Source organism: Diaphorobacter sp. HDW4A, assembly GCF_011305995.1.
Classification (GTDB): Bacteria; Pseudomonadota; Gammaproteobacteria; order Burkholderiales; family Burkholderiaceae_C; genus Diaphorobacter_A.
In genome coordinates this window covers 2771367-2788154 of the sequence record NZ_CP049910.1, presented here as the reverse complement: position 1 = coordinate 2788154, position 16788 = coordinate 2771367, and the positions used below count along the sequence as shown (strand labels likewise).

The 16788-nt window shown below is 63.2% G+C and carries 17 protein-coding genes; 11 read left to right on the top strand and 6 right to left on the bottom strand.

Annotated elements, in window-relative coordinates:
- Positions 1-2: 2 nt before the first annotated feature.
- The 3 genes from G7047_RS12625 to G7047_RS12615 all read right to left on the bottom strand — a co-directional run bounded on the left by G7047_RS12625 (position 3) and on the right by G7047_RS12615 (position 2465).
- Positions 3-377, bottom strand: coding sequence for a hypothetical protein (locus tag G7047_RS12625; RefSeq protein WP_166305755.1), 375 nt, complete (start codon positions 375-377; stop codon positions 3-5).
- 105 nt (positions 378-482) lie between these two features.
- A complete protein-coding gene (locus G7047_RS12620) occupies positions 483-1439 on the bottom strand; it encodes a class I SAM-dependent methyltransferase (RefSeq protein ID WP_166305752.1) in 957 nt (318 codons plus the stop codon).
- Positions 1440-1517: 78 nt separating this feature from the next.
- Positions 1518-2465, bottom strand: a complete 948-nt coding sequence (locus G7047_RS12615) for a Dyp-type peroxidase (protein ID WP_166305749.1) — start codon at positions 2463-2465, stop codon at positions 1518-1520.
- A 157-nt stretch (positions 2466-2622) separates the two neighbouring features.
- Between G7047_RS12615 and G7047_RS12610 the strand changes: the two genes are divergently transcribed.
- The 8 genes from G7047_RS12610 to G7047_RS12575 all read left to right on the top strand — a co-directional run bounded on the left by G7047_RS12610 (position 2623) and on the right by G7047_RS12575 (position 10227).
- On the top strand, positions 2623-3414 hold the full coding sequence (locus tag G7047_RS12610; protein ID WP_166305746.1) for an SDR family oxidoreductase: 792 nt from the start codon (positions 2623-2625) through the stop codon (positions 3412-3414).
- An 89-nt stretch (positions 3415-3503) separates the two neighbouring features.
- Positions 3504-3923: a PaaI family thioesterase gene (locus G7047_RS12605; protein ID WP_166305743.1), complete on the top strand. Its 420-nt coding sequence runs from the start codon at positions 3504-3506 to the stop codon at positions 3921-3923.
- Between the two features lie 23 nt (positions 3924-3946).
- Entirely contained in the window at positions 3947-4420 is a 474-nt protein-coding gene (locus G7047_RS12600) for a GNAT family N-acetyltransferase (protein ID WP_240939474.1), read from the top strand.
- A 79-nt stretch (positions 4421-4499) separates the two neighbouring features.
- A complete protein-coding gene (locus G7047_RS12595; protein WP_166305740.1) occupies positions 4500-5426 on the top strand; it encodes a glutathione S-transferase family protein in 927 nt (308 codons plus the stop codon).
- Between the two features lie 260 nt (positions 5427-5686).
- A complete protein-coding gene (locus G7047_RS12590; protein ID WP_166305737.1) occupies positions 5687-6610 on the top strand; it encodes an SDR family oxidoreductase in 924 nt (307 codons plus the stop codon).
- Positions 6610-7206, top strand: a complete 597-nt coding sequence (locus tag G7047_RS12585) for a methylated-DNA--[protein]-cysteine S-methyltransferase (protein WP_166305734.1) — start codon at positions 6610-6612, stop codon at positions 7204-7206. Before G7047_RS12590 ends, G7047_RS12585 begins: the two co-directional genes overlap by 1 nt.
- Positions 7207-7216: 10 nt before the next feature.
- On the top strand, positions 7217-8563 hold the full coding sequence (locus tag G7047_RS12580; protein ID WP_166305731.1) for an MATE family efflux transporter: 1347 nt from the start codon (positions 7217-7219) through the stop codon (positions 8561-8563).
- Positions 8564-8778: 215 nt separating this feature from the next.
- Positions 8779-10227 (top strand): MFS transporter, encoded by a 1449-nt coding sequence (locus G7047_RS12575; RefSeq protein ID WP_240939473.1) that lies wholly within the window; start codon positions 8779-8781, stop codon positions 10225-10227.
- Here the strand turns inward: G7047_RS12575 and G7047_RS12570 are convergent.
- Entirely contained in the window at positions 10193-11260 is a 1068-nt protein-coding gene (locus G7047_RS12570) for an ornithine cyclodeaminase (protein WP_166305728.1), read from the bottom strand. The two genes, G7047_RS12575 and G7047_RS12570, sit on opposite strands and share 35 nt — an antisense overlap.
- Before the next feature lie 64 nt (positions 11261-11324).
- Here G7047_RS12570 and G7047_RS12565 point away from each other — a divergent pair, with 64 nt between their 5' ends.
- Positions 11325-11816, top strand: a complete 492-nt coding sequence (locus G7047_RS12565; protein WP_240939472.1) for an Lrp/AsnC family transcriptional regulator — start codon at positions 11325-11327, stop codon at positions 11814-11816.
- Here the strand turns inward: G7047_RS12565 and G7047_RS12560 are convergent, their stop codons facing one another.
- The gene (locus G7047_RS12560) at positions 11817-12923 is read right to left on the bottom strand and encodes a DUF72 domain-containing protein (RefSeq protein WP_166305725.1); all 1107 of its coding nucleotides are present in this window, start codon (positions 12921-12923) and stop codon (positions 11817-11819) included.
- Positions 12924-12955: 32 nt separating this feature from the next.
- Positions 12956-13354 carry a hypothetical protein gene (locus G7047_RS12555; protein ID WP_166305722.1) on the bottom strand — a complete coding sequence of 133 codons (399 nt, stop codon included), beginning with the start codon at positions 13352-13354 and terminating at the stop codon, positions 12956-12958.
- A gap of 193 nt (positions 13355-13547) precedes the next feature.
- Between G7047_RS12555 and G7047_RS12550 the strand changes: the two genes are divergently transcribed.
- Positions 13548-14096, top strand: coding sequence for a hypothetical protein (locus G7047_RS12550; RefSeq protein WP_166305719.1), 549 nt, complete (start codon positions 13548-13550; stop codon positions 14094-14096).
- A gap of 159 nt (positions 14097-14255) precedes the next feature.
- Positions 14256-16610 (top strand): Tex family protein, encoded by a 2355-nt coding sequence (locus G7047_RS12545; RefSeq protein ID WP_166305716.1) that lies wholly within the window; start codon positions 14256-14258, stop codon positions 16608-16610.
- Positions 16611-16788: the final 178 nt, after the last annotated feature.

Here is a 16788-nt window from a genome sequence, read left to right as displayed (position 1 = left end):
TTTCAGGCGAGACGGGGCGGCCCTCGGGCCGGAGGTGGTGCGGCGGTGATGCCGGCAATGCGTGCGGCTTCAACAGGCTGAAGCGCATGGGCATATGGGGAGGGTGGTGGATCGACCGCCACGACCGGCGTGCTGGGTGGTGCGGTGAATGGCAGGCACATCGCGCATTCCCAGTGCGATGCGTCCATGGCCTGTGCGCCATCGTCCAAGGTGACGACGAGGCGGATGTCGCCCATGCTCGTGCAGACGATTTCCATGCTCTGCGGATGCACCAGCGGAGCCGCAGACGCCGCGCCCAGCGACAGCAGCAGCCATGCCAGCATCGACCGACCGAGAAGGCCGGATGCCAGTTGGCGGATGCGGTGCAGCAGGTTCATGCGGTGTGCGTGGAAGGATCGAGAGCGTTCAGCAAAAGCGTGTCGATGATAGCAAGCATCGCCTTTGCACGCGAACTGTTTTTTGCATGAGCTCGCGCGGAAATCTTATGACAGAACAGTGTCGGCCGTGCGCTGTCTGCGGTAGACGAGCACCTTGAGCGCGCGCTCGGGATCGCGGTCCGCGAACACCGGCGGGTTGGCTACGCGCTCCATGAATTCAAATTCCGGCGCTTCGGCCTGCATGTGCTCGTGCACAAAGGATGCGGGCAACTCAGGCGCATTCAGGCAGATGAGCGCATGGCCGCCGGGAGGGATCAGATCGGGCAGGCGGCGCACGAGGCGCGCGTAGTCCTTGGTCGCGACGAAGCTGCCTTTCTGGTAGCTCGGCGGGTCCATGATGACGAGGTCGTAAGGCCCGCCGCGTGTGATCTTGCCCCAGCTCGAGAAGATGTCGTGCGCGAGAAAACTCGCGCCCTTGTTCACGTCGTTCAAGCGATGGTTTTGCTGGCCGATGGAGAGCGCGCCACGGCTCATGTCCATGTTGACGACCTGCGTGGCCCCGGCCTGCATCGCGACGACCGAGAACGCGCAGGTGTAGGCGAAGAGGTTGAGCACCTTGAAACCGCGCTCACGCGTGGTATGCGCGGCCACATGCTCGCGCACCCATTGGCGTCCGGCCGCCATGTCGAGAAACAGGCCGTGGTTCTGCCCGCGCGCCACATGCACGCCGTAGCGCGTTCCGGCCTCGGTGACGACATGCGGCTCGGGCACGCTGCCGCTCATGATCCGCGTGCTGCCCTGCCCCCCCACGAGGCGGATCTGCAGCACCCAGTTGAGCGGCTCGCCCGGTGCGATCTCGGTCCAGCGCGCTTCAAGCGCCTCGCCGATGGCAGCAACGCTCGCGTCATCCAGCTCCGCAAAACTGGTGAGCACCAGCACGGGCGGAAACGCATCCAGCGACAGATGCTCGCAGCCCGGATGCATGCCGCCGCGACCGTGAAAGAGGCGCGTGGCGTCCTCGGTGCGGAGCATGTGGCGGATGGCGTCGAGCAGGGCTTGCATGGAGTGGGCGCGATGGGAATCGGGAAAACAAAAAACGCAGTGCGTGTGAACACACTGCGTTGGATTGATGGACTGATTTTAAATGCTCAGCAGACGCAGATCGAGCTGACCATTGCGCATCGGCGGGCACCACAGGTAGGCGCCGGTAAGGGGCTTGGAAAAGCGCAGCAGGCCATCGGTGATGCCATCGTCAAGCCCCGCCATACGGCGCATCTGGGCTTCGAAGGCATCAAGTGATTTGCCGTAGGCCGCGAACATCAGGCCGCTCGCGTCGCGGCCTTGCTCGTGCTGCAGCCAAGGCATGGAACGGCGCAGAACGAAGGCCTCGGGCTCGAAGCTCTCCTGAGCGGTGCGTTTGACGTGGGCGGATTCGGGGGCATCCTCGAGCTCTTCGTTGTCGGTGAGGCGGCGGCCCATGATGTGGTCGCGCTCTTCGGTACTGAAGGATTCGAAGGTTGCAAAGTTGTGCAGCCAGCGCTGCACGGCGACGAAGCTCGAACCGTCGAGTCCAGGCGCGGTGTTCTGCACGAAGGCGGCGGCTTCGGCTTCTTCGCCTTCGGGGTTTTCGGTGCCGTCCTCGTAGTCGGTCAGGTCACGGCCATGGGCGGCCTCGGGGTCGCCGTGGCGGAAGGCGTCGACTACGACGCCCACGCCGAACGCAGGCGCGAGCAGCTTTTCGAGTGCGCGGGTGCGGTTGGCCAGATCACCCATGTCGCTGCCGCGCAGCCACAGCATCAGCGCGGCGGGCGTGGAAGGGATGACGAGGCCGTCGGGGCTGGTGAGCACAGGGAACTCGCGCAGGCCGGGCACATTGGCCGTTAGCGTGTTCACCAGTTGCGGACCGAGGGCGGCGACGACGGTTTCGCCATCGACCACCGACTGCAGGCGCTGGAGTGCCGTCTTGAGCGCCGTCGCATCGGTGCTTTGTGCTATCGAAAAGAAAGCATAGCGGGCCAGTGGCGGAATGGGTTGGAAGATGCCGCTTTGGTGGGCGGACTGCGATGTCACGGTCGTGGAGTCTTGCATGGTCATAACAGTAGCAGAGCGGGCATTCCGACCGCCTGCCGGGTGATATTCAACGTCTGGGGAGCCTCTGGGAATCGCCAATGCGACATGGCAGTGGAGGCGAGCCTTGGACAATGGCCTTTCATTTTCCACCAATTCATTCAGAGGGGACTCCGCCATGTCGCGCACGGTGCAAGAACTATTCAATCTCGAAGGCCGTACAGCGCTGGTGACCGGCGGATCGCGCGGGCTGGGTCTGCAGATGGCGCAGGCGCTCGGCGAAGCCGGGGCCAGGGTGGTGATCACCTCGCGCAAGGCGGCTGATCTGGAAGAGGCCGTGGCCACGCTCGCGGACAAGGGTATCGACGCGCGTTGGATCGCGGCCGACTGCGCCAAGGAGGCCGACATAGCCCGCCTGGCCGACGAGGCGCTGGAGCGCGTGGGCGACATCGATATCCTCATCAACAACGCGGGCGCGTCCTGGGGCGCGGCGGCCGAGGACTATCCGGTGGACGCCTGGGACAAGGTGATGAACCTGAACATCCGTGGCTATTTCCTGCTGAGCCAGCAGATCGGCAAGCGCAGCATGCTGCCGCGCGGCAAGGGCAGCATCATCAATCTGGCGTCGATCGCGGGGCTGGGCGGCAATCCAGTGGACATGAAGACCATTGCCTACAACACCTCCAAGGGCGCGGTGATCAACTTCACACGCGCGCTTGCGGCAGAGTGGGGACCGCGCGGCGTGCGCGTCAACTGCATCTGCCCGGGATTCTTCCGCACCAGGATGGCGTCGGTGCTGATCGACACCATCGGCGAAGAAAAAATGTGCGAGGGAGCGCCGCTGCGCCGCCTCGGCGACGACGAGGATCTGAAGGGCCTGACGCTGCTGCTCGCGAGCGACGCTGGCAAGCACATCACCGGCCAATGGATGGCAGCCGACGGCGGGGTGAGCGCGGTGCTGGGCGGTTGAGTCGAATGAGGGCGTCGTCAGCGGAGCTGCTGCCAAGCAGATATGCTTGTGCACATCTTTGCTGACACTGATTTTTCTGGAGACTTTCCGTGCTGAACTTTCGCGCCGACATCCCTTTCGTGAACCTGCTGGGCTTCACGCTGCACCGCATGGAAAACGGCGAATCCGAACTTCATTACACGCCCAAGCCAGAGCATCTGAATTCGCATGGCGTGACGCACGGCGGCGCGTCGATGACGCTGCTCGATGTGGCTCTGTCGGTGGCCGCGCGCAGTGACGTGGAGGACCACGGCATCGTCACCATCGAGATGAAATCCACCTTCATGGCCCCCGCCAAGGGGCCGCTGGTGGCCAAGGCGCGGCGGCTGCGCCGCACGAAGTCCATGGCCTTCGTCGAAGGCTGGATCTACGACGCTGAGGGCGAGCTCTGCACTATGGCGACTGGAACCTTTCGCTATGTGCCGCGCAACAAGCTGGACGGCAAGCAGGCGCCTGTCGCCACCGATTGAACGCAAGGCAAGGAGTACTCGACATGACGACACGCCTGCCTATGCAATGGACCTGGAAGCAATTCGAGGACCTGACGCCGCACGAACTGCACGACGCGCTTGCCCTGCGCTGCCGGGTTTTCATTCTGGAGCAAGGGCCTTATCAGGACCCTGATGAATATGACAAGCGGTCTTGGCACCTGCTCGGCCGCGCACCCGCCTCAAGCCATGGCGATGCGTTGCTTGCGACGCTGCGGATCAACGGGCCGGGCGTGATCTATCCCGAGGCGGCGATGGGCCGCGTCGTCTGTGCGCCCGAGATTCGTGGTCTGGGCATCGGGCTGGAACTGGTGAGCGAAGGCATTGCGCAGATCGCGCGCGTGTTTCCTGATCAGTCCATCCGCATCAGCGCGCAGGCGCATCTGCAGCGCATGTATGGCGGGCTGGGATTTCAAACGGTTTCGGATGAATATCTGGAGGACGGTATCCCGCATGTGGAGATGCTGTACGTCCCGTGAAAGTGGCTGAACGGCGTTGCCGATAGCCCATTGTGCTGCTCTGATTCCGAGAACCAACTACAAACAAGGAGACGACATCGTGAGCGAACTGATACTGCACCACTACCCCATGTCCCCGTTCTCGCACAAGATCCGGACGATCATGGGCTACAAGCAACTGGCTTGGAAATCGGTGATCGTGCCGGGCTTCATGCCCAAGCCCGATGTCGAGGCGCTCACCGGCGGATACCGGCGCACGCCGTACCTGCAGATCGGTGCCGACATCTATTGCGACACCGCGCTGATCTGCGACGTGCTCGAACACCACGAGAGCACGCCCACGCTCTATCCCGAGCACCGCAAGGGACTGTCGCGCGTGGTGGCGCAATGGGCCGACGAACAGATGTTCTGGGCGGCCATGTCGTACAACTTCCAGCCGCACGGCCTGCAGGTGCTGTTCGCGAACGCAGATCGCTCGCTGGCCGAGACTTTTGTGAACGACCGCAAGGCCATGGGCTTTCCGCTGATGAATGCGCCCGAAGCGGCGGTGAACTACCGCTCCGACCTGCGGCGCATTGGCAGCATGCTCGACGAGAATGTGTACCTGCTCGGCGATCAGCCCTGCATCGCGGACTTTGCCGTCTATCACCCGCTGTGGTTCACGCGCATTGCCACGCCGAATCTGGCGAACATCTTTGACGCCACGCCGCAAGTGCTCACCTGGATGGATCGCATCGCCACGCTCGGCGTGGGGCGTATGGAGAAGCTGTCGATGCCTGAGGCGCTGACGGTGGCGGCTAGTGCCGAGCCTGCTGCGTTGCCGGAGCATGAGGTGTTTCTCGATGATCACGGGATTGAGCTGGGCAGCAAGGTGGCGATTTCGGCGGCGAGCTTTGGGGTGGAGCCCACCATCGGCAAGCTGATTGCCGCCACCCGCACGCGCTACACGCTCGCCCGTGTCGACGCCCGAGTAGGCAACATACACGTTCACTTTCCCCGCGTTGGCTATGTGATGAAGGCGCTTTGATTTTTTGCTTTGATTCTTTGGGTTTTGTTTGTACGAAGCCTGTTCGGCTTCGATTGATTGGTCGTTTGGGGGCGCCAATACAGCCCCTCATGCGTCGTTGCTCACGCTTGCCGTACGGGAGTACTGTCTGCGCGTGAGACGCCTGGCCTGAGGGGCTGTCTTGGCGTTGTGGTGGTGGGTTCAGGCGGTTTGATCGCTGCGTTGGGTTGAGGCGCTTCGCGCGGGGCGGGGAGTGGCTTTTTGAAGTTGGAGACTTTTCGATGATCGAGAATTTTGCGGGCAAGACGGCTGTGTTGACGGGGGCAGCTTCGGGTTTTGGGCTGGAGTGCGCGCGCATCGGTGCGCGTTTGGAAATGAATCTGGTGTTGGTCGATGTGCAGGCCGAGCCGCTGGCGGCTGCCGAGGCCGAGCTTCGAGCGTTGGGAGCGAATGTTCTTGCTCGGCGGGTGGATGTGTCCGGTGCGGACGAGATGGACGCGTTGGGCGCTGCAGTGCTGGAGCGCTTTGGGGCGCCGCATCTGGTGTTCAACAACGCGGGAGTGGGTGCTGCGGGGCTGATCTGGGAGACTTCGGCGCGGGAATGGGATTGGGTGCTCGGCGTGAATCTGCGCGGGGTGGCCAATGGGGTGCGGGTGTTCACGCCAATGATGCTGGCGGCCGCGCGCGGCGATGCGAACTGGCGCGGCCATATCGTCAACACGGCCAGCATGGCGGGGCTGCTGGCTACGCCGAATCTCGGTGTCTACAACGTCAGCAAACACGCGGTGGTGGCGCTGTCTGAGACGCTGTATCAGGATCTGCAACTCGTGACCGAACAGATCGGCGCGAGCGTGTTGTGTCCGTATTTTGTGCCCACGGGCATCGGCAAGAGTGAGCGCCATCGGCCCGATGCGCTGGCTGCGACCGAGGCGACGCGCAGCCAGCAGGTGGGCACGCAGATGCTCGACAAGGCGGTGGCGAGCGGCAAGGTCTCGGCTGAGGATGTGGCGAAGAAAGTCTTCGATGCCGTGGCCGCCAACCAGTTCTATATCTACAGCCATCCGCAGGCGATTGGCGCGGTGCAGACGCGCATGGAAGACATTCTGCAAACCCGCAACCCGAGCGACCCGTTCGCCGCGCGGCCGCATCTGCGTGAACAACTGCGCGAGCAGTTGCTTGGCACCTCGAACATCCCGAACGCCTGATGACTATGAGCGCGCCGCCCATCGCCCGCAACGCACGACCGGCGCCACTGGGCGTGCGCCATTTCGCGACGGAGATCGGCGACTGCGCGCTGGCCTGGTCGGATGCGGGCATCGTCGCCGTGCAGTTGCCCGAGCCCGATGTGGCGCGCACGCTTGAGCGATTGCTGCGCGGGCTGTCGCTCGATCAGCCGGTGAGCGATCTGCTTGCCGTGCCTTCGACGCAGGCCGCCACCGATGCGGTGCATGGAGTGCAGGCGCTGCTGCGTGGCGAGCCCGTTGATTTGCGCGACATTGAACTCGACGTGCGCGGTGTGCCTGAATTTGCGTGCCGCGTCTATGCCCTCGCGCGCGCCATTGCGCCGGGCGACACGCGCACCTATGGCGAGCTTGCGCGCGAGCTCGGTGATGTGCATCTGTCGCGCGCTGTGGGGCAGGCGCTGGGGGCGAATCCGTTTGCGCCGGTGGTTCCCTGCCATCGGATTTTGGCTGCTGGCGACCGAACCGGCGGCTTTTCCGCACATGGCGGTGCGACGCAGAAGCTGCGTATGCTGGCCATCGAAGGCGCGTGCCCCGGCGGCACCTTGCCGCTGTTCTGAGACCTTTTCAATGACCACATCTGCGCCCGCGTCACGACTGCTTGAGGCGGCGATCCTTCCGACACTGTTGCGCCTCGCCGTGCCCAATGTGCTGGCGCTGGTCTCGTCGGTGCTGGTCGGTATTGCCGAGACCTACTACGTCGGGCGGCTCGGCACGATTCCACTGGCAGCCATGGCCATCGTGTTTCCGTTTGCCATGCTCACCCAGATGATGAGCAACGGCGCGATGGGCGGCGGTGTGTCGTCGGCCATCAGCCGCGCACTGGGCTCGGGCGACCGCGAACGCGCGGGCACGTTGGCGCTGCATGCGATGGCCATCGGTGCAGGGGCGGGCGTCGCCTATTCGCTGCTCTTCGTGCTGTGTGGGCCGTGGTTTTTTCAACTGCTGGGCGGCAAAGGCGAGGTGCTCCTCGAGGCCGTGCGTTATGGGCAGGTGCTGTTCAGCGGCGCGATGCTGGTGTGGCTGTGCAACACGCTGGCATCGGTGGTACGCGGCACCGGCAATATGCGCGTGCCGTCAACGGTGGTGATGGTCGTGGCGCTGCTGCAGATCATGATCGGCGGCTCGCTCGGCCTTGGGCTCGGTCCGATGCCGCCTTGGGGAATGACGGGCATTGCGCTCGGCAACATCATCGCGATGGGGCTGGGTTCGGTGGTGTTGCTTGCGTATCTGCAATGGGGGCAGAAGGCTCTGCCGATTCCTTGGCGCAGCGTGCGCTTTGCATGGCCCATGTTCCGCGACATCCTGCGGGTGGGCGCGTTCGCCTGTCTCTCGCCGGTGCAGTCGGTGCTTACCGCGTTGATCATGACGGGGCTGGTCGCGCGCTTCGGGCCGCAGGCACTCGCGGGCTACGGCATCGGTCAGCGGCTGGAGTTTCTGCTGATTCCGATTGCCTTCGGCATCGGCGTAGCGTCGGTGCCCATGGTCGGCATGGCCATCGGGGCGGGGCAGGTGGCGCGCGCACGCCGCGTGGCGTGGACGGCGGGCTACGTGTCGGCGCTGGTGCTGGCGGTGCTCGGCTTGACCGTGATGCTGGTGCCCTCGCTCTGGTCGGCCATGTTCAGCACCGATCCGCTGGTGCTTGCCAATGCCGACCTCTATCTGCGCACGACCGGGCCGGGCTTTGCGTTCTTCGGCCTCGGGTTGACGCTGTATTTCGCCTCGCTCGGCTCGGGCCATGTACTCGGGCCGATTCTCGCGGGATCGGCGCGCCTGGTGCTGGTGGCTGTGGTGGGTGCGTGGCTCGCGCAGAGCGGTGGCGGCTCGGCCCAGCCGCTGTTCTGGCTGGTGTTTGCGGGCATGGTGATCTACGGTGTGACAACAGTCTGGGCGGTGCGTCGTACCCGCTGGGAGTAAGAAGAACACCTCCCCTGAGGCGCTTCGCGCCTTGCCCTCGCCTATGGCGCGTGCAGGCTTCGTCAAACGCGTAACCATCGGAGTTTGCGGGCTGTTCTGAAATGCCAAGCGTTCTGCGAGGCGATTTCCTAGAATCGACAACCACATTGCCACGGTGTTCCCCACCATCGCAAGTGGGCCTTCATCGGCTGGGCAACCCAAGAACAAAGAGATCCATGGACCGTCTGAAGACCGAATCCGCTCGCCAGCCAGTCGCAGCGCCCGCGCCAGCCGATGGCTTGGCTACGCCGCTGCGTCGGCAGTCCATGCTGGTGATCATTCTCGGCATCGCGCTGGCGGTGCTCGATTCGAGCATCATGAATCTGGCGTTGCCTGATATTGGCCGGGAGCTCAACGTCAGCGCCGCGCATGCCGTGTGGGTGGTCAACGCCTATCAGCTCGCCACGCTGGTGCTGTTGCTGCCGCTGGCTGCGCTGGGCGACCGGCTGGGGTATCGGCGCGTGTATCTGGTCGGCATGGGGCTGTTTGCGATTGCGTCCGTCGCTGCAATGCTGGCGCGCAGCCTTGAAACATTGATTCTGGCGCGCGCGCTGCAGGGCCTTGGTGCCGCAGGGGTGATGAGTGTGAATGCAGCCCTCGTGCGCCTGACTTTTCCGCGCAGCCAACTGGGGCGCGGCATGGCGATCAATTCGGTGGTCGTGGCGACCGCCTCGATGGCTGGGCCGACGATTGCGGCCGGGATTCTGTCGGTGGCCTCCTGGCCCTGGCTGTTCGCAATGAACCTGCCGCTCGGCCTGTTCGTATGCTGGCTTGGGCGGCGCGCCTTGCCCACCAACCCGCCTGCCGAGAGCAAAGGTCCGCGTTTTTCGGTGCTCGATGTGATCCTCAATGTGACGATGTTCACGCTGCTGTTCCTCGGCGGTGAGCAGCTGGGCGTGCGCATGGGTGGTGGGCAGAGTTCATTGGCGGGCGGCTTGGTGCTGCTGGGCATAGGTCTGCTCGTGGGCGTGGTCTATGTGCGCCGGCAATGGCATCTGGCGGCGCCGATGTTTCCGGTCGATCTGCTGCGCATTCCTGTCTTCGCGCTCTCGATGGGCGCATCCGTCAGCGCGTTCTGTGCGCAGATGCTCGGCTTTCTCGCCATGCCATATCTGCTGCTTGAGGTGCTGGGTTACAGCCATCTGAAGGCCGGCATGGTGATCACGGCATGGCCGCTCGCGACGGTGGTGTTTGCGCCGATTGCCGGGCGGCTCATCGGTCGTTTTCAGGATGGACTGCTTGGGGGCATCGGCATGGCGCTGTTTGCTGCGGGCCTGTTGGCACTGGGACTCATGCCCGATCATCCCGCCGATTGGAACGTGATGTGGCGCATGGCCTTGTGTGGCGCGGGTTTCGGGCTGTTCCAATCTCCCAACAATCACACCATAGTGAGCTCTGCCCCGTTGCACCGCAGTGGCGCGGCCAGCGGCATGCTGGGCACGGCGCGCTTGACCGGTCAGACGCTGGGTGCGGTACTGCTCGCCGCGATTTTCGCGATATGGCCACAGCATGACGGCTTTGCCGAATCGGTAGCACTGTGTCTGGCTGCCGGCAGCGCGGTGATCGCTGGCTGTTGCAGCTCGCTGCGCATCACGCGCGGCGCAAATGCACGGGGCGGGCACTGAGGCGCAGCGACCCGAACAGATCCTTGGGATCCTTCAACGCAGGAATCAGTTCGATGGATTCGAGCAGCCCGGCCTGCTTGCCCAGCTCACGCATGGTGCGCAGCGCTGAATAGTCCTCGAGCGCGAAGCCGACGGAGTCGAATACCGTGATCTCGTCGTCGGCTCGGCGGCCCGGTGCGAGACCTTGAATCACACGCCAGAATTCGGTCACCGCAAAGTCGGCTGGCATCTGCTGCAGATCGCCTTCCACGCGCGTCTGTGGCTCGTATTCGACGAACACGGAGGCATTGGTGAGCACCGCAGCTGCAAGCTCCGTTTTGCCCGGGCAATCTCCGCCTACGGCGTTGAGGTGCATGCCGGGCGCGAGCATTTGTGCGCCCACGATGGTTGCGCGCGCCTTGCTGGCGGTGAGTGTGGTGACGATGTCTGCTCCGCGCACCGCGTCTTCGGCCGAATCGCAGATCTGCGCACTGGCACCGTACTCGCCCAGCGCCGGCCCAATGTTGCGCAGGAGCTTGGCTGACGCGGCCGTATCCACGTCAAACAGCCGCAACTCGCGCACGCCGAGCAGCCCAACAAAGGCCAAGGCCTGAAATTCACTCTGCGAGCCGTTGCCGATCAGCGCCATGCTGCGGCTGTCTGACCGTGCGAGGCGCCTTGCGGCCATCAGCGAGGTAGCGGCGGTGCGCAGCGCCGTGGTCAGTGTCAGTTCACTCACGAAGCGCGGCACGCCCGTCGCTACGTCGGCCAACGCGCCGAAGGCCATCACCGTGGGCAGACCGTGCCGGGCGTTGCTTGGATGACCGTTGACGTACTTGAATGCATAGTCCGTCGCATCGGCCACGGGCATCAGCTCGATCACGCCATGCTCTGAATGCGCGCCGACGCGGGCGGATTTGTCGAAATCCTGCCAGCGCGCGAAATCGGCCTCGATGGCATCGGCCATCAGGCGCAGGCATTCGACCACTCCGGTGCGGGCCACGAGCTGCGCGGCGTTGCTGGCGCTGAGGAATTCGGTGTGGACGGCGGACATGATGGGCTCCGTTAGATATGAACCCTAGGTTCTCACGGCAGTGAACCAAGCAGAAGAGGCTGATATGAGCGATTTACCTGATTTGCTGCTCAATTTGTCACGCCAAAATGACACTATGCACAGTCTCGACGCTACCGATCAGCAGTTGCTGGCCCTGCTGCGCCACAATGCCCGCGAAAGCATCGCCACGCTCGCCACGCGGCTGGGAGTGTCGCGCGCGACCGTGACCAACCGGCTGCGCCGCCTCGAGGACTCAGGCGTGATCGTTGGCTACACCGTGCGCCTGCGTCCCGAGGCCGAAACTGGCGCCCTGCGCGCATGGATGAGCATCGCCATCGAAGGCAACGACGCGCGGCGCGTCTCGGCCTCATTGCTCGGCGAGCCCGCTGTGCAGGCCCTGCATGCCACCAACGGCCAATGGGACCTGCTGGCCGAGTTGCAGGTGCGCTCGCTGGCCGAGCTGTCCCAGTCGCTCGAGCGCATCCGCCTCATCAAGGGCATCCGGCATTCGGAGACCAGTATTCATCTGGAGACGCTGCGCGCTGGAGGCGTTTGATCAAGCCTCAACTTGCGATGGATGGACGATCTCCCGCGCCAGACTCTGCACCGACAGCGGCGCGCAGCCTTCCGCGTGGTTGCTGATAGCGATATAGGCGTTCTGCCCGTGCGATGCGAATGTGTGGGTGAGCCGGGCGAGTTCAGCATGCAGCGCGGGCTCGGCGTGGTGGATGCGGTCGTAGGGCGAATACAGCTTTTCGGCTTCCGCGTAGCCATACGGGCCGTGGATCGGGTGCAGGTTCCAGCGGCATACGAGCGGGCCGGGCCAGAGCCGGCGCAGCAGACCCAGTTGTTCGGCCAGCGGCGGCATCTTGGCGTGCAGGCCGATACAGTACGTGGCATTGGCCGAGCGCAGGGCGTCGGCGAACAGCGGCAGCATGTCGGGCGCGAGCCATTGCGGGTCGCGCACTTCGACAGCAATCACCCCATCCGGCGCGTGGGGCTGCAGCGCGGGCAGGGCGCCGAGCATGGTGCGCAGTTGTTCGATCACTGCGGGTAGACGATCCAGCATATGCCAGGGCAGAGGGCTCAACTGGAAGACGAGTGCGCCGAGATGCTGGCCCAGGCCCTCGATGGCCGGGGTGATGAATTCCTGCACCGCCAGTTCAGGGCTCAGAAAGGCGATGTTTGGCTCCTTGCCACGCCCGTCATCGCTACGCACCAGCGCGTCGGTTAGCAGGCTCGGGGCTTTGACCATGAACCGAAAATCGGCGGGCACCTGCGCAGCGTAGCGTGCGTAGTCGCTGGCCGAGAGCGGGCGGTAGAAACTGCGGTCGATGCTCACGGTGCGAAACAGCGGGTGTTGGGCATAGATCTCGAGCCCCTTCTTGGCGAGCGTCTGCTCGGATGGTGCGTTCTGCCAGACCAGGCCTTCCCAGCCCGGATAGCTCCACGACGATGTACCCAAGCGCACCGTGGCGGGCAGCGCTTGGCCGAGCGTGAGCAGCTCATCGCTGCATGGCGCGGGCTGAAGGCGGCCCTTGCGTGGGGCGGCCGATTTCTCAGGCGTAGGCTCGTTCGCAGGCTCGGCTTTTGCGGCCTTGGCGCGTGGCGGCGTGGGTGTGGGCGCCTCGGGAGTCCCAAAAAGATCGTCTTGGTCTTGCATTGCGCGACGAACTTATCATCGATCCAGGGTGCTCAAGAGAACAGGCCGCCTTTGTTGAGCAGCTCGAAGGCGATTTCAGGGTGCTGCTCCATGCTTTTCTTGATGGCGGCGGGAATGGACTGGCGCGTCTTCTTGCATAGACCCGGTTGCTCGTTCACCAAAATCGCAATACCCCGCAGACTGCGAACCTCGTGGGGGCTCAGGCGGATGGTCAATCCGATTCCCAGTTGTTTTTGGAGCTTGTCTTCCAGATGTCGCAAATCCTGCAATGACACTAGATTTTCCAATCGTTGCAATAGGCGCTTTTCTTCGTCCCGAGTAAGGCGCATCACGCGCAGATCGGCATCTGGAGCTTGCAGCAGCGCCTCTCGCCCACAGATGCACGCGCCGGGTGGGCATTCGGTGCGGATGGCGAAGGGAAGGGGTGTCATGGATGGTGTTCAGCTTTTGTTCAGCTTTTGAATCAAAAAATCTTTGGTTTTGCTCGTTGACGATGGGCTGCCACGAATTGGAAATCGTTCGATGTTTCAGTTACAGGTGTTTGGCGGATCAATCGTATAACAGCAGTGGATTCAGTGCGTCAGGTCCTTGCCGTAGTCTCCAGAACCTAAAACCTATAACTCCATGATGTTGCCTGCTGTGCTGCGCCCCGCCATTTGTGCCGGGTTGCTTTTGACCTCTTCGCTCCCCGTCTGGGCTGCTGCCAACGATGTTGCTGCAGAAAGTACCTCCGCATTGGCCGGCTGGACTGTGGGCTATGCGCCGTACACCTACCATTTCTCGGATGCCAAGAAGGAACACGACTTCGAGCCCGACAACGAGAAGCACAAATACGTTTGGCTTGTGACCGCCGAAAAGCAACTTAACGAGCGCAATGTGGCGGGTCTGGCGCTGTTCAGCAACTCCTTTGGGCAGTTCAGCCAGTATGCCTACTACGGGTGGGTCTTCCGTCCGTTGGACAGCACCCAGCAGCTGTATTTCAAGCTCACGGGTGGCGTTATCCACGGTTACAAGTACCCGTACAACAAGAAGATTCCTCTCAACAACAAACATGGCTGGGGTGTCACCATCATCCCGGCGGTGGGTTGGAATTTCAACAGCCATTGGGGCGCACAACTGAATCTGCTGGGCAACTCGGGGCTGATGTTCCAGGCGAACTACACCTTCCGCTGAGCCGGTCGAATCGTCTCTGGCGGCCCCCCGTAAACGATTGCTGACACACCGGATTCGGTGCCTTGCCGGGGTGGTCTGCTCGCTGTGGCAAACTCTGTCGTTTTCTTTGCCCCAATGGAGTCGATCCGGAGTTTTTCCGGCGAGAACCGAAGTTAGTTCATGCAGCAGATCACACGGCAGTTGGCCGCAGAAATCAAAATTTCAGAATCTCAGGTGCGCGCAGCTGTCGAGCTGCTGGATGGCGGGGCCACGGTCCCGTTCATCGCGCGCTACCGCAAGGAAGTGACCGGCGGTCTGGACGATATCCAGCTGCGTGAGCTTGAGGCGCGACTGTCCTATCTGCGCGAGCTTGAGGAGCGCCGCGTCACCGTGCTCAAGGCCATCGACGAGCAGGGCAAGCTGACCGATGCGCTGCGCGCTGCCATCGCCGCCGCGCCGACCAAGCAGGAGCTCGAGGACATCTATCTGCCGTTCAAGCAGAAGCGCCGCACCAAGGGCCAGATTGCCAAGGAATTCGGTATCGAGCCGCTGGCGGACATGCTGTTCGCCAATCCCGATCTCGATCCGAATGAAGAAGGCAAGGCCTTCCTGAAAGACCCCGAAGTGCTGCCCGACGGCAAGCCCGGCGCAGATTTCTCCACCGTGCCCGCCGTGCTTGACGGCGTGCGCGACATCCTCTCCGAGCGCTGGGCCGAAGACGCCGCGCTGGTGCAGGGTATGCGCGAATGGCTGTGGAGCGAAGGTTTGTTGCGCAGCAAGAAGGTCGACTCCAAGAATGAAAGCGATCCCGAGGTCGCCAAGTTCCGCGATTATTTTGAATACGACGAGCCGATTGGCCGCGTTCCCTCGCACCGTGCGCTCGCGGTGTTCCGTGGTCGCGCGCTGGAAGTTCTCGAAGCCAAACTGGTGCTGCCGGTCGAGCCCGAGCCGGGCAAGCCGAGCATCGCCGAAGGCCGCATCGCCAACCATCTTGAGTGGAGCCATGCCGCACGCAAGTCGGACGATCTGCTGCGCAAATGCGTGGCCTGGACCTGGCGCGTGAAGCTCAGCCTCTCGACCGAGCGCGATCTGTTCTCGCGCCTGCGTGAAGACGCAGAAAAGGTCGCGATCAAGGTGTTCGCCGACAACCTTCGCGACCTGCTGCTGGCGGCCCCCGCCGGCCCGCGTGTGGTGATGGGGCTGGACCCGGGCATCCGTACCGGCGTGAAGGTGGCGGTGGTTGATTCAACTGGCAAGCTGGTCGAGACCGCCACCGTCTTTCCGCACGAGCCGCGCAAGGACTGGGAAGGTTCGCTGCACACGCTGGCCAAGCTCGTCGAAAAGCACGGCGTGAACCTGATCGCCATTGGCAACGGCACGGCTAGCCGCGAGACCGACAAGCTCGCCGCCGACCTGATCAAGCTGGTCGCCAAGGCCGACAAGCACATCGAAAAAGTGGTGGTGAGCGAGGCTGGTGCCTCGGTCTACTCCGCGAGCGAATACGCATCCCAGGAAATGCCCGATGTGGACGTGAGCCTGCGCGGCGCGGCGTCGATTGCACGTCGCCTGCAGGATCCCTTGGCCGAACTCGTGAAGATCGAGCCCAAGAGCATCGGCGTGGGTCAGTACCAGCATGATGTGAACCAGAGCGAGCTCGCGCGCACGCTGGAAGCCGTGGTCGAGGACTGCGTGAACTCCGTGGGCGTGGACTTGAACACGGCCAGCGTGCCACTGCTCTCGCGCGTTTCCGGTTTGTCGTCGAGCGTGGCCAAGTCGGTCGTGCGCTGGCGTGAATCGAACGGCGCGTTCAAGAGCCGCAAGCAGCTCATGGACGTGAGCGGCCTTGGTGCCAAGACCTTCGAGCAGTCCGCAGGCTTTCTGCGCATTCGCGATGGAGAGAACCCGCTCGACATGACCGGCGTGCATCCCGAAACCTATGCTGTGGTCGAGAACATCATCGAGAAAACAGGCAAGCCCGTGAATGAAATCATGGGCCGTGCCGACATGCTCAAGACGCTCAAGCCCGAGTTGTTCGCCAACGAGAAGTTCGGCGTGATCACGGTGAAGGATATTCTGGGCGAACTCGAAAAGCCGGGCCGAGATCCGCGTCCCGACTTCAAGGTGGCGCGCTTCAACGATGGCGTTGAAGACATCAAGGACCTCAAGGAAGGCATGATCCTCGAAGGCACAGTGAGCAACGTCGCGCAGTTTGGCGCGTTCGTCGATCTGGGTGTGCATCAGGACGGCCTTGTGCACGTGAGCCAACTGAGCCACAAGTTCGTTACCGACGCGCGCGAAGTGGTGAAGACCGGCGACATCGTGAAGGTCAAGGTCATGGAAGTGGACGAGGCACGCAAGCGCATCAGCCTGACCATGAAGCTTGACGCTGCACCGGCCCGCCGCGATGGTCCTCGCGACAATCGCTTCGAAGGTGCGGGACGTGGTTATGCGCAGCCCCAGCGCCGTGGCAATGAGGCGCCGCAGCAGTCGGCCATGGCCTCGGCATTTGCAAAGTTGCAACAGACCAAGCGCTGAAATCGCGAGAAATTGTCATCGTTTGCGACAGTCCGCTCCCCCGGTCTGTTGCACATGGTGAACATGCGTTAACAATTTCACGGAAGGCCTGTGGCAGCGTGGATAATCGAGGGCAGTTTGTTACAACCCCATTTGCCTGGTGACTGCGACTGCCACAGCGACCGAGACGTTGGACCAC

Coding starts and splice junctions, on each gene's coding strand:
- G7047_RS12625 (WP_166305755.1), bottom strand. CDS start 377: ATGAACCTGCTGCACCGCATCCGCCAACTGGCATCCGGCCTTCTCGGT.
- G7047_RS12620 (WP_166305752.1), bottom strand. CDS start 1,439: ATGCAAGCCCTGCTCGACGCCATCCGCCACATGCTCCGCACCGAGGAC.
- G7047_RS12615 (WP_166305749.1), bottom strand. CDS start 2,465: ATGCAAGACTCCACGACCGTGACATCGCAGTCCGCCCACCAAAGCGGC.
- G7047_RS12610 (WP_166305746.1), top strand. CDS start 2,623: ATGTCGCGCACGGTGCAAGAACTATTCAATCTCGAAGGCCGTACAGCG.
- G7047_RS12600 (WP_240939474.1), top strand. CDS start 3,947: ATGACGACACGCCTGCCTATGCAATGGACCTGGAAGCAATTCGAGGAC.
- G7047_RS12590 (WP_166305737.1), top strand. CDS start 5,687: ATGATCGAGAATTTTGCGGGCAAGACGGCTGTGTTGACGGGGGCAGCT.
- G7047_RS12585 (WP_166305734.1), top strand. CDS start 6,610: ATGACTATGAGCGCGCCGCCCATCGCCCGCAACGCACGACCGGCGCCA.
- G7047_RS12580 (WP_166305731.1), top strand. CDS start 7,217: ATGACCACATCTGCGCCCGCGTCACGACTGCTTGAGGCGGCGATCCTT.
- G7047_RS12575 (WP_240939473.1), top strand. CDS start 8,779: ATGGACCGTCTGAAGACCGAATCCGCTCGCCAGCCAGTCGCAGCGCCC.
- G7047_RS12570 (WP_166305728.1), bottom strand. CDS start 11,260: ATGTCCGCCGTCCACACCGAATTCCTCAGCGCCAGCAACGCCGCGCAG.
- G7047_RS12565 (WP_240939472.1), top strand. CDS start 11,325: ATGAGCGATTTACCTGATTTGCTGCTCAATTTGTCACGCCAAAATGAC.
- G7047_RS12560 (WP_166305725.1), bottom strand. CDS start 12,923: ATGCAAGACCAAGACGATCTTTTTGGGACTCCCGAGGCGCCCACACCC.
- G7047_RS12555 (WP_166305722.1), bottom strand. CDS start 13,354: ATGACACCCCTTCCCTTCGCCATCCGCACCGAATGCCCACCCGGCGCG.
- G7047_RS12550 (WP_166305719.1), top strand. CDS start 13,548: ATGATGTTGCCTGCTGTGCTGCGCCCCGCCATTTGTGCCGGGTTGCTT.
- G7047_RS12545 (WP_166305716.1), top strand. CDS start 14,256: ATGCAGCAGATCACACGGCAGTTGGCCGCAGAAATCAAAATTTCAGAA.